The 12,702-nt window shown below is 40.8% G+C and carries 11 protein-coding genes and 1 pseudogene; all 12 read right to left on the reverse strand.

Going from position 1 to position 12,702, the window contains the following annotated elements:
* Positions 1-259: 259 nt before the first annotated feature.
* The 12 genes and pseudogenes from V470_08520 to V470_08575 all read right to left on the reverse strand — a co-directional run bounded on the left by V470_08520 (position 260) and on the right by V470_08575 (position 12,600).
* Positions 260-859 carry a transcriptional regulator gene (locus V470_08520; protein ID AHZ48454.1) on the reverse strand — a complete coding sequence of 200 codons (600 nt, stop codon included), beginning with the start codon at positions 857-859 and terminating at the stop codon, positions 260-262.
* 1 nt (position 860) lies between these two features.
* On the reverse strand, positions 861-1,958 hold the full coding sequence (locus V470_08525) for a histidine kinase (protein AHZ48455.1): 1,098 nt from the start codon (positions 1,956-1,958) through the stop codon (positions 861-863).
* Between the two features lie 4 nt (positions 1,959-1,962).
* Positions 1,963-2,697 (reverse strand): multidrug ABC transporter permease, encoded by a 735-nt coding sequence (locus V470_08530; GenBank protein AHZ48456.1) that lies wholly within the window; start codon positions 2,695-2,697, stop codon positions 1,963-1,965.
* A gap of 12 nt (positions 2,698-2,709) precedes the next feature.
* Positions 2,710-3,585, reverse strand: coding sequence for a multidrug ABC transporter ATP-binding protein (locus V470_08535; GenBank protein AHZ48457.1), 876 nt, complete (start codon positions 3,583-3,585; stop codon positions 2,710-2,712).
* The gene (locus V470_08540; protein ID AHZ48458.1) at positions 3,572-3,766 is read right to left on the reverse strand and encodes a membrane protein; all 195 of its coding nucleotides are present in this window, start codon (positions 3,764-3,766) and stop codon (positions 3,572-3,574) included. Before V470_08540 ends, V470_08535 begins: the two co-directional genes overlap by 14 nt.
* Positions 3,763-3,969 (reverse strand): alanine aminotransferase, encoded by a 207-nt coding sequence (locus V470_08545; protein ID AHZ48459.1) that lies wholly within the window; start codon positions 3,967-3,969, stop codon positions 3,763-3,765. The genes V470_08540 and V470_08545 overlap by 4 nt, the downstream gene beginning before the upstream one ends.
* Before the next feature lie 341 nt (positions 3,970-4,310).
* Positions 4,311-8,816 (reverse strand): annotated as a pseudogene (locus tag V470_10740) (hypothetical protein).
* Positions 8,817-8,992: 176 nt separating this feature from the next.
* On the reverse strand, positions 8,993-10,660 hold the full coding sequence (locus V470_08555) for a hypothetical protein (protein ID AHZ48460.1): 1,668 nt from the start codon (positions 10,658-10,660) through the stop codon (positions 8,993-8,995).
* Between the two features lie 2 nt (positions 10,661-10,662).
* Positions 10,663-11,028 (reverse strand): hypothetical protein, encoded by a 366-nt coding sequence (locus V470_08560; protein ID AHZ48461.1) that lies wholly within the window; start codon positions 11,026-11,028, stop codon positions 10,663-10,665.
* Between the two features lie 152 nt (positions 11,029-11,180).
* Positions 11,181-11,369: a 50S ribosomal protein L28 gene (locus tag V470_08565; GenBank protein AHZ48462.1), complete on the reverse strand. Its 189-nt coding sequence runs from the start codon at positions 11,367-11,369 to the stop codon at positions 11,181-11,183.
* A 104-nt stretch (positions 11,370-11,473) separates the two neighbouring features.
* On the reverse strand, positions 11,474-12,148 hold the full coding sequence (locus V470_08570; protein ID AHZ48463.1) for a membrane protein: 675 nt from the start codon (positions 12,146-12,148) through the stop codon (positions 11,474-11,476).
* A gap of 5 nt (positions 12,149-12,153) precedes the next feature.
* Positions 12,154-12,600 carry a DNA-binding protein gene (locus tag V470_08575; protein ID AHZ48464.1) on the reverse strand — a complete coding sequence of 149 codons (447 nt, stop codon included), beginning with the start codon at positions 12,598-12,600 and terminating at the stop codon, positions 12,154-12,156.
* Positions 12,601-12,702: the final 102 nt, after the last annotated feature.

The raw sequence follows: 12,702 nt of genomic DNA on the forward strand, positions 1-12,702 counted from the left end.
ACATCGTTGAACTCCTTTCAAATAGAATTTTAAGCGAACAAAAAAGAGAACAGATTTCTCTGTTCTCCTAAAAATATTGAATTATTTGATTTTCTAAAAACTCTTACCACTTACTTCATTTTTATTCTGATCTTTTAACTCTTTGACACTAGCTTTCACCGCTTTTCTAAACCAGAAAAGGAGGCGATTTACCTCCTCCTTTCTAGTATGGATTTCCTTTGATTCAAGTTATCGTTTCGGAATTTTTTAACCCTTCTTATCAAAGCCAACCAGATTCTTTTGCAATGTTGGCTGCCTCTGTTCGATTACCAGCATCTAGTTTCGAAAGAATATTGGTGACATAGTTTCGGACGGTTCCATTTGATAGATAAAGCTGGTCTGCAATCTCTTGATTGGATAAGCCCTGAGCAATTCCCTTTAAAACAGCGATTTCTTGCTCTGTTAACGGGTTAGGATGCGTCATCACCACTTCCATCAATTCAGGCGAATATTCCTTGCGTCCTTCGAGAACAGTGTGCAAGGTTTGCATGAGGTCTGCAATGCTTCTTTCTTTCAAGACATAAGCATCCACTCCAGCCTTGACCGCACGTTCAAAATATCCGGGACGTTTGAAGGTCGTCACCACAACCACCTTTGTTTCTAGCTTTTCTGCTCGTATCCACTCCAAGACTTCGAGGCCTGTCTTAACAGGCATTTCTACGTCAAGAATGGCGATATCTATAGACTCCTTTTCTAAGAGTTGGATTGCTTCTTGGCCATCCTTGGCTTGTAGGACAGACTCTACATCTGGTTGAAAGGTAAGCAACTGGCACATAGCATCTCGCAACATACTTTGATCTTCTGCAACAAGTAATTTCATCTTAATTTCTCTCCTTATAAGGTAGCCGAACCTGCACTTCAGTCGGATGTTTCTGAATGATCACCTTTACTTCTCCTGAAAAAGGAAGGACACGGTCTCGAACGGTATGGAGTTCATCTCCTTTTAGTGAAGCAAAGCCACAGCCATCATCTCTCACTGTTAGGATGAGTTCTTTCTCAGTTCGTTCTAATTTCAAGTAAGCTTTCGATGCTTTAGCATGCTTGATGATGTTGGTCACTAACTCAAGCAAAATCATGGAGGCCGTTGATTCTAATTCCTGAGTTAGGCTAGCTGTATCTAGTTGATTAGCTATTTCCACCTCAATTCCAGCAATTTCTAACATCTTTTTCAAAGTCTCTAGTTCTGATGTCAAAGTTCTAGACTTAAGATTTTCCACAATGGTTCGAACTTCACGCATTGATTCTTTGCTAATTTGCTGTATTTCTCTTAATTCCTTTTCCACCTGTGGATAAGCCTGCATCTGAAAAAGTTGGAGGGCAAGATCCGTCTTCACACTCAACATAGCAAAGGTATGGCCTAGACTGTCATGGAGATCCTGACCGATACGATTGCGTTCATTTTCAGCCAAGAAAAGATTAAGCTTAGCATTTTGCTTTCTCTTTTCTTCTTTTATGTCCTCCGACAATCGAATTCGATAAAGACCAAAGGTCATTGCATCGGAAAAGATAAAGGTCACCAAGAAAAAGAGTAGCTGCCAGGGACTAACATGATTGACCATATAGATTCCGGTCAGAATAAATGGTTGCAGGACAATAAAACTGACAAAACGCCAAGAGTGAAAAGAAATCTCATCCAGCTCATAAATAAGGAGATTGGATAAATAAAAGATAAACCATGTGAAACCTGAACTTAGCCAAACAGATGTATAAAAAATGTAGACAAGCATGGACCACCATGCTAGCCACTGCACGGTGCGATTCTGACTGATTAAAACCGAATAGAAGGCAAGTACAAATAGTAGGGTCCATAGCAAGGTTAAAAGCGGGTAATCTCCAACGATGACACCCGCTATAGGAAAGATGATAAACACTATTGAAATATGAAACATATAATGAATGTTTTTAAATTTTTCCAACATAGATTTATTTTACCTCAATCCTTTTTTTCAGCTGGATTACCAGTACACCAAAGAAAACTGTATAGCCTAGCACAACCAAGGCAGAAAGAATATTAAATTCATGGTGTTCCAAATAAGTAGAGACGACCTGCATCAGTTGATAGGTTGGAGTCAGCTTTCCAATAGATTGGAGCCATTCTGGGAAGGAATCCAAGGGGAACCACAGTCCACCTAGAACAGCCAAAGCAATATAGGCAATATTTCCAACAACCGTCATCAGTTGAGCACTGGGTAGCAAGCTCACCAAGACCCCCATGCTGATAAAGACCACGCTTCCGATCAGCAAAATAGCACCAATTACCATCCAGTCAAGCCAAGGCAGAGTCACTCCACGGACAAAATGACCAACTGAAAAGACAACTGTAATTGATAACAAGAAAGTCAGTAGGGTACTGAACAGTTTTGATACATAATATTCTACCATAGATACGGGAGAATGTTGAATCAATTTTTGCCAGTTGTTTGTCTTATCAGACTCGAGTGTGCTTGGGATACTGAAAAAAGCACTTGACATGATACTAAAGAGCGTCATGGCAAAAAGATAGGCTTGAAGAGCAATTTCTGGAATATCTGACCCTGACATCATACCAGAAAAGATAAGGTAAAACACACTTGGAAGTCCGATGGATAGCAAGTAGTAGACTGCTTGCCGTTTCATCAGAATGATTTCCACTTTCATGAGACTTGTCATATTTTTCATCGTCAATCTCCTTTAGTCTTGAGTCGTTTCGAAGATACTGTCTAAGAGAGTTCGATTGCGAACTTCAATTTCTTCGATCATGCAGCCCTGTTCTTGCAAGACTTTCCATACCTGGCTGGCTTCTTTGGTTGTGAAGGAAAGAGCATTTTGCTTGATTTCAAGCCCTTGAATCTGGTCCAAAGTGCTGATAACTTCCTGATAAGTTAGTGGTACCGTAAAATGTTTTTCTTGTTCTTCACCACGCATGGCATAAGGTGTCGTATCCCGGATCAATTCACCCTTGTGGAGGACCAAAATGCGGTCAGCCGTATGTTCTACCTCTTCGATATAGTGAGAAGAGTAGACAATGGTGACACCATTTTTCTTTAACTGATTGACAATTTCCCAAAAATGCTGACGTGTCGAGGTATCCATGGCAGCAGTTGGTTCGTCCAAAAATAGAATTTTCGGACGACCTATTAGTGCCAACACGAAAGAGAACAAACGTTTTTGCCCACCAGACAACTTGCCCGCTAGCTGATTTTTCTGTTTGTCCGAAAATCTCAGCAAGTCATCAATTTCTTGATTGGAGAGACTGTTTGGATAGATTGATTGAAAGAAGGATAAGAGTTCTTTCACTTTCAAGTCTTGAACCACCGTATTTTCTTGAGGTAAGATAGAAATAATCTGCTTTAATCGAGGATCTGTTGGTGCAAAGCCTTGAATAGCTATCTGACCTGAGCTCACGAACTTGTCGCCCAAGAGGCAATCAATCAAGGTCGTCTTACCTGCTCCGTTAGGTCCGATCAAGGCGACACATTCACCATCGTTGATTTCAAAGGAGATGTTCCGCAAGATCTCCTTGTCTTTTATTTTCTTACTCAATTTCTCAACTTTAATCACAGTCATGAGATTCTCCTTTCAACCACTTCATTCCCATAGGGAAAACGACGAAAATCATAAACCCAAAACCCCAAGCACCACGAATAAATTGGCGAAGCACGGTTTGGTCAAACCAACCAGTAAACATTTCCACTAACCATACCAAGAGTGATAGGCTGATAAAGAAATAGATGATTGCTTTTTTCATTCCTCAAACTCCTTTTTCACATCTCTGACCAATTTCAAACCTTCTCTGACAAGCCAAGACATCATTCCAAAGCCAGCAAAGAGCTCCCAAGGAAAATGGTAGAAACCCTCGTCCAATCCTGAAAACATGAGATAGGTCATAACTCCTGCTGCTACTAAACTCACTGCGACAATCATTTTATTTTTCATTTCTTCTTCCTCCATTTCATACTTCAATTATAGTCTTTTGAATTTGGCGGAGCTAGATGCTTCTGTCACTAGGAAATATGACAAATGTCATAAAAAAGAACCGATTTCTCGGTTCTTAAAAATGATTAGTCTGATTCATCGTTTCGTTTCTTTTTACCTAGCAATCCAAGTGTCATGACACCTGCTAGGGTTGTTAGAATTCCTAGATTTTTCAAACCATCTTCTTGACTTCCTGTATTTGGAAGTTGATTTTTTTCTACAGAGATGTTTTGAGTCAATTGATCTGGTTTCGAATCAGGTACTGAAAGTTCTTTTTTATCAGACGGCTTCACTTGCTCTGGAAGTTCTACTACTGTTGGAGTATAGAATCCTGAAATGATATTTCCATTACGGTCTTTACGGATCACTTTCACACCTTTAGCTTGTCCTACAAAGTCTGCCTCAGGGGTAAAGGTGACGGTGCCATCTGGTGAGATTACATAAGTTCGACCTTGGATACCATTTGAAGTGGCATCCGTTGAAGTTGGAACCACTTCTTTCACCACCGCTTGGTACTTGACAGTAACTGGAGTTCCGTTGGCATCCACACGAGTCAATTCAAGTTCTGGTGTTTCACCCTTGAACTGCTTGTCTGGTGTGAAGGTTACCTTACCGTCTGCATCCACTTCAAACTTACCAACATTTGGTACTTCTTTCACAGTTGTACCATTGTCAAATAGTGGAGTCGAATCAGCTGGGAATGGAACTGAATCATGGCCTGGAGTGAAAGTCACTTTACCTTCTTGGACCTGTCCTTGCAGACCTTCTGTCTTATCACCTGAACCAGTCGGGGTGACTCTTTCAACAACTGGGGTATAGGTCGTTACAGCCGACTCTCCATTTTTATCCACCACTCCAACTTGAACTGGAGTTGCCGGACCATAGAAGGTTTTCAATGGAGTAAAGACAATTGTTTTATTTACAAGATCTAAATCGTACGTCCCTTGGTTGGCAATGGTTAGCGAAGTTACCTTTTGTCCATTCTCATCATAAAGAAAGACACTACTTTGGACTAGTTCAACGGATTTCTTTGCTCCATTAATGGTTGTTGTCCCTTTTGTAAAGTGGACCTCGCTCTCGCTTGCTCTATCCTCATCAAAGTGAATCGTTGCTGCCTGCTCCTGCCCTTGAAGGCCTTTAGATTTCGCTGCACTTGCTGATGGAACAACTGGAAGCGGAACATAATACACCACCCGATACCAGGTAAATTCTTTTTCCAATTCTTCATCTCTAGGATCATCCGCGTTCATTAAATATTCATCGAGAGCTCCTTCTCCCGACATTGTGTTTGCATCAATATCCTCTCTTGGATAATAGCCAGGAATTTCAGGAGAAATCACTTGAGACCAAGTTTGGTCTGCAGACCAGGCTGAGTATGTCACACCTGCTGTCGCATCATTTGGTTGTAGTTTCGCCAAAACCTGATCAATTCTCTTCGTGCGAGTAAACGAATGAGTCTCAACATGCTTTGGAGCAAGGAGTGATAAATCAGAATGGTTTGTTTTTTTGAGATATTCAAAATCAACCTCGCGAGTTCCACGAACAGTTTCGGTTAGTTCTGTAATCTTGTGTCTAAACTGAAACTTGAATTGTTTTGGACTAGCCGAGTCACCAAAGGTATGATCTGTAAAATCGTTACTGATCAGTTCATATCCTGCATCTTCCAATTCCTTAATTCGACGAGCAGGATCATAAGAAATTGGTCCATTAGGTTTTCCTACAACTGTGTCTACCTGTCCTAGTTGTACTTCCTTAGACGGATCGTTTATATCCACAAAGGTGAAACTTGCAGATGACAGTTTGGTGGACATTTGGATTGAAACATTATTGGACTCAGTGTACTTGGAACTGCCATTTGCCAATGCCGAAGAAAGATAAGCCGTAGCACCTGGGGCAGTATCTTGCCCGATAACTGTTCCATCAATAGGAAACTGAATTCTACTTCCAGCAGCAACCGGAGCAGTCGAATGCCAACGAACTGCACGAATCTCTGACCAATCCGACACTTGATCTGCTGTGAGCCATTGTGAAGCATTAATTTCTGCAGCAGTGCCCCCAGTACGACTATATTGAACTTCCCAGCCAGAAGGTGGTGTTAGAGCTTTTGTCAAACTCACTGTAAATTGAGAACCACGATTTCTGGATTCTAGCTGTTTATCACCTTTCATCGGCAAGGATGATAAAATATAAACGTCTGAAACAGGCTGTTTCGCTGCGTTTTTATAGGTCACTCTGAAATCAATCTCATCACCAGGATAGTGCTCTTGGGTATTATAGGCAAAGTGCTGATCTGTAGCTCTCTTCACTTCAGAGTAGACACCACTCGCTTCAGAAGCCTGTACGATCACATCGAAGTCATAAGAAACCGAATTTTTCGAAGTAACTGTAATGCCGTCGAGCTCCCCTAAGTCAAAACCATTCTGAGATTGAACATCAGGAAGTTCTTCATCCCAGAAAGCAATCGCTTTATAGGTATAGGTCCCATTTGGAATCGTCTTGTTTTCCAACTTCAAAAGTGTTGGGGGCATAGTTGAGTCTGGAGTTCCCTTTACTTGAGCATAGTAGAGAGTTTTTCCAGTATCTTTGTAATTATAATAGACCTTAAAATTAGGATTCCCACTAAAGTTTAATTGTGGATCAGCCAAATAGGCTAAATGGTAAACTCCCGTCAAGTTTGCGAAGTTCTGAGTAGGAGTTTCTTTACCCGCAGTCCTTGTGACAAAATCTTCTTTAAAACCAGAAGCATCTGTATGTCGATTGAAGACATCTGTTCGACGTCGTCCAATCATCGAAATTTGCTGGATAACACGCGTCAATTCGGCTGAAGCCGTTTGAGAGAAGGAAACCGTGTTACGAGTGTTGTTAAAAGTGAAATCCGTTCTAGAATCCAACTTACTAATCGTCGAATCTTTATAGAGACTTTCCCAATTATTAAAACGTGTTTTTGTCTGGAAAAAAAATGCCGAAGTATCATTTGTTGAGGACTTCCTCATCTTGATATTTTTAAACTTGTACTCCAGTTCCTTCACATCTTGCTCTTCCGTCAATCGTAGACTACGGGTGTTACTATTAAAAGTCCCTAATAACTCACCTGTAGCTTTATTGTATACTTCTACGGATGCGTCCGGTGAAGAGAAAAATTCATTCCATTGACGCTCCTCAATCACGTTTACTTCTCGATAAGACTCTCGTGAATCCTGTATTTTATGGGTGACCGTGTAGTCATTGATAGGATAATCTTTTTCAACCTCAGCGACTGATGAAAGTCGAACATTAGAACGGTATTCTGTTTCACCATAAGAACGAATTATCTCCGAGTCAGACTGATTATAGTGTCTAAACTCAAAGAGAGAAGACTCTGACTGGTCTGTTTTTTGAACAAGGAGAGTATAAGGCAGAACGACCGTATTTTGATAGCTAGTCCCATCTGCTTTTGTATAGATACCCGTCACAGTTAGGTTTTGCGCTTTTCTATTAATATCCGCTACTTTGGCATTCTTTAACTTGAAAGAAATTGGAATGAGCTTGTTTTTATTGTTATTAATATCTTGAAGCGGATTATTTGCTCTATTAATAGTCAGATGGTAACCCGTCGCATCGGCAGTCCATCCTAGAGCTTTGGCTTCATCTGTCAACTCATAGCCTTCTTTTAACTCTATATTATAGGTATAGGATGTGACAGGATCAATAATATGGCCACCGACATCACTAATCCCCATACCATTGATCATACGACCATCAAAGACACCATTTCCATAGTTGAAGTAATCATTTCTTGCCGTATTATTCTTAGGATCTTTCGCACCATTAAATAGATAGAAGGACACACGAGACGAATCTTCGTCAACGATACCATCATTGTTTCGATCGTAGCCAATGACCTGATTATTAGACATTGGTGTCAGACCCCCTACACCGTTTTCTAAGACTTTCCATGTGTGTTCAATACTTCCAAGTTCTTTAAGGACATTGTCATTTTTATCATAGAGCTTAGCAGTTGCGGTCACCTTATGGTCTGGCCCAATGGCTTGGACAGCACCTCCCCAGTTTTGCGTCAGAGGATCTATCTGAAAAGTATAGACGAAGTTATAGTTTGCTCCACCTCTCAGATTCGCAGGTTCTATCTTTAAATCAAGATCCCCATTCGTTTTTTCTTGGCTAAACTTTACACCACCGACTGGAGAAGGGGTCAACTTAATAGCCTTCCCATTTTGGAAATGAATTTTAATATACCCACCAGAATAGTCTGCTTCGTGTCCAGTAATACTAAAGGTCAAGGATTCACGGACACTATCTACCGCATGGATATCCTTGATTGGCGAATGAGTTTTAAATTCTGCATTGACTTCATCTAGCGATCTCTTGCGCCTAGAAGAAGTTTTCCCGCTAGAGCCACTTTCTTCCTTGCTTTTCTGCTCAGTTTGAGTTGATTCTAGAGATTGCTTTTTCCCCTCATCTAAAGAAGGCTGACTCGCTTCCTTCGTATTGTCAACTTGAGAAACTGGTTGGCTCTGAGCGACTGGTGCAGATACTTCTGTTTTGGACGGTTCAGCTTTATCCTCCAGCTCCTTAACCGCTTCGTTCTGTGTTACCACTTTTTGAGGCTCAGAAATGACTTCCTGTCCATTCTCAGCAGTTTTTTCCTTCTGTTGAATTTCCGCCTGTGTTTGTTGTTCCTTATTGTTGACTTGAGCTTCATCCGCTTGCACTGGAGAAGTAGCCATGACCATAAAAGTTCCTAGCAATACCGAACAGGTCCCAACACTTAACTTTCTAATTGAAAAGCGGGAAAAAGATTGATTAAAAAACTTTTTCTTCATCATTTCTCCTTTATATTCATACTTAATCTAACATAACAGCTTTATCATTATAACTTATAGTAAATAGAATTTCCAATAGAATGTTCATTTCTACAGAAATTTCTTTATAACTCCATTTGCATAGAAAAAGGAAGCTGTAAAACCAGCTTCCTTCTGTTGTTTTTACTCAATTTTCACGATTATTCCACACTGAAAAGATATGGATATACGGGTTGTTGACCCTGGTGAATCTCTACTTCAACATCTTCAAATTCTTCTGCGATTTCTTGGGCAATTTCATTGGCAAGTTCTTCGCTTCCGTCTTCACCGACATAGAAAGTCACGATTTCACTGTCTTCGTCCAACATATGTTTCAATGTTTCAGTCAAGGTTTGGTGCATGTCAGGGTTTGACACGAGGATTTTCCCATCTACCATACCAAGATTGTCATTTTCATGAATTGCTAATCCATCGATAGTTGTATCACGAACGGCTGTTGTTACACTACCGCTGATGACATCACCAAGGGCCGCAGTCATGCGCTCTTTGTTTTCTTCGATTGATTTGCTTGGATCAAAGGCAAGAAGACTGGTCAAACCTTGAGGAATTGTACGTGCTTCTACCACAACAGCAGGTTGTTCAAGCACTTCAGCCGCAGACTGAGCTGCCATAAAGATATTTTTGTTGTTTGGCAAGAAGATAATGTTGCGAGCATTGACCTGTTCAACAGCCTTGATAAAGTCTTCTGTTGAAGGATTCATCGTCTGACCACCTTCAATGACATAATCCACACCTTGGGCACGGAAGATATCTGCTAAACCTTGACCAGCTACTACTGCGATAAGGGCATACTCTTTTGTTTCAGAAGGCTTGTTACCTTGAGTTGCTTCTTTTTCAACTTGCGCCTCGTGTTGGTTACGCATGTTGTCCACTTTTACCTTGATCAAGCTACCATATTTGAGACCTTCTTGCATGACAAGACCTGGATCTTCTGTATGGACATGAACTTTGACGATTTCATCATCATTGACAACAAGGAGCGAGTCCCCGAGTTCATTCAAGTAGTTGCGGAATTCATCGTAGTCAAAGTCCTTAGAATAAGTTGGACCTTGTTTGAGGGCTACCATGATCTCTGTACAGTAACCGAAGGTAATATCCTCAGTTGCCACATGCCCTGCTACAGACTTGTGGTGCTCTGCATTGATCATTTCACTCATGTTGGCAGGAGTCGCTACAAAGTCTTCAGAAGCACTGTATTCACCAGTAAGAGCTGAAAGGAATCCTTCGTAGATGAAGACCAAACCTTGACCACCTGAGTCTACCACACCAACTTCCTTAAGGACTGGAAGCATTTCTGGTGTCTTAGCCAAAGCTGCTTTCGCGCCTTCCAAGGCTGCACGCATGACCTCAACAGCATCATCTGTCTCCTCGGCTTTTTTCTTAGCCCCAATAGCCGCTCCACGAGAAACAGTCAAAATGGTCCCTTCAACTGGTTTCATAACCGCTTTATAAGCTACTTCGACACCGGATTGGAAGGCAAGAGCTAAGTCTTGACCTGTTAATTCATCTTTTTCCTTGATAGCCTGAGAGAAGCCACGGAAGAGCTGAGAAGTGATAACCCCTGAGTTCCCACGCGCACCCATCAAGAGACCTTTAGCAAGAATGCTCGCTACTTCTCCAACTGTAGAAGCAGGCTTGTCTGCTACTTCTTTGGCACCATTTTCAATGGTCATTCCCATGTTTGTCCCAGTATCTCCATCTGGAACTGGAAAGACGTTCAATGAATTGACATATTCTGCTTGCTTATTCAAACGAGTTGATGCAGCCTGCACCATCTCTTGGAATAAACTGGTAGTAATTTTTGACACGATTATTCTCCTACAACTTTGATATTTTGAATGTAGACATTCACAGTCTGAGCAGTAATTCCTAGTTGATTTTCTAAACTAAAACGAACACGCTCTTGAATGTTTTTTGACACTTCGCTTATCTTTACTCCGTAGCTCAATACGGTATAAACATCAACTGCAATGCTACCATCTTCGGCTGCTTTTATAACAACACCCTTAGAATAATTTTCCTTACCAAGAAGGGCTTGAAAATTGTCTTTGAGGGCATTTTTACTAGCCATACCGACCACACCAAAAATCTCAGTTGCGGCACCACCTACTACGGTTGCAATCACTTCATCTGTCAGTTCGATTTGACCATCTTTTGTATTAATTTTTACAGTCATTTTTTTTACCTCAACTAGTTGATACTCTATTTTATCATATTTCAGCCCAAGTGTAAAAGCAGAATGCTGTATCGGCGGATATTTACTCTATTTTTCAAATGATTTTATCTATAGAGCAAAAGAAAAAGACCAGTTAGGTCTTTTCATTTTTATTAAACGCGTTCAACTTTACCTGATTTCAAAGCACGAGCTGAAGCCCAAACTTTTTTAGGTTTACCATCGATAAGAACAGTAACTTTTTGAAGGTTTGGTTTTACGGCACGTTTTGTTTGGTTCATCGCGTGTGAACGGTTGTTTCCTGATACAGTCTTACGACCTGTAAAGTAACATACTTTAGCCATTGTGTTTTCCTCCTATTAGATCTAATATAGCGGATGTGCTAGCACCACATACCGTACTATGTTATCACACTTTCTTGAATTTATCAAGGGCCTAAACTATTTTTTTATTTAACGTAAACAACTCCAAGTTTACCAAAAGCGACTTCCCCACGGATAATCAAGGTTTTGTTTGTTGGCGCTACAGGAGCATCTGCCTTAGCTGCACCAAAGGAGGTTTCTACTTTCAAATCGACACGCCAGTGTTGTGGAACATAGACAGTTGCATTCCCGAAAGCCACTTCAATATTTAAAGTTGCAAAATCACCTAACATCTCTGCATTATCATAGTAGATTTTAGCATCCCCAAAAGCGACTTCCACTTGGTCATCTACGAGATCTTGATCTTGCTTATAGAAGGTCCCGCTACCAAAAGCGACTTCCTTATCCGTAATGACTGTTTTTTCTCCATTGTACCACCACTTTTTTTCATGCCAGAACTTACTTGAATGTGTCAGATAACCAACACCGAGTACTACCAAGATGCTAGCCCAGATGAGAGAATGATTAGGCACCGGCAACAAGTCATAAGCGTAATTTGCAATGATGAGTGCCAGTAAACCTGTAAAAACTGCCGCAGTTAGATGTCGTCTAAGGATGGACTCAATGGACTTATAAGCAAAAAAAACAATTCCTAGCAAAGGCCATATCTTACCATCCAAAGAAGGAATGCCAAAATTTCCTTGCAGCAAGATCCAGGCTGCTAAAACCAATAAAACAACACCAAATGCTTTCTTTTTCATCTTTTTTACCTCATGTTTCTTAGATTTTCTTTTAGGAGGGATTGGTAATGCCGTGAGACATGAACCTCCTTGTGCGTCTGATAAAAGGAAATGGTCCCCGTTCCTGAAAAGGACTTGTCCACTGAGTAAATCTGACGGATGTTTGCGATCGTTGACTTGGACACTCGACTAAAATAGCGAGGTAAGATGGACTCCAACTCATAAAGTTTGAGACGAACTTCATAGGCTTCCTTCTGGTTATGAGCATAAATCTTGCTCCCTTCTGTTTCAAAGAAGAGAATTTCTGACAGGTCTAGATAATATTCACCTGTCCCCTTGTAAAAAGTCAACCTCGGAGCCTTTGACTCTTGCAAAAGTCGTTGCAAATCTGCAATTTCATCTGTCAAAGTGGGTGTCTTGATGACAATTTCAGTTTCCTCTAAATTGCCGTCAATCTCAATTCGTAACTTCATCACATCTCCTTTCTGACTCTACTATATCAAAGCTAAGTTAGGAATACAAGGGCAAAAAAGCAAGTGGTCAATTTGAAGCAGTAAGTGGTTGTAGGACTAGCT

The organism is Streptococcus sp. VT 162, from assembly GCA_000688775.2.
Taxonomy (GTDB): domain Bacteria; phylum Bacillota; class Bacilli; order Lactobacillales; family Streptococcaceae; genus Streptococcus.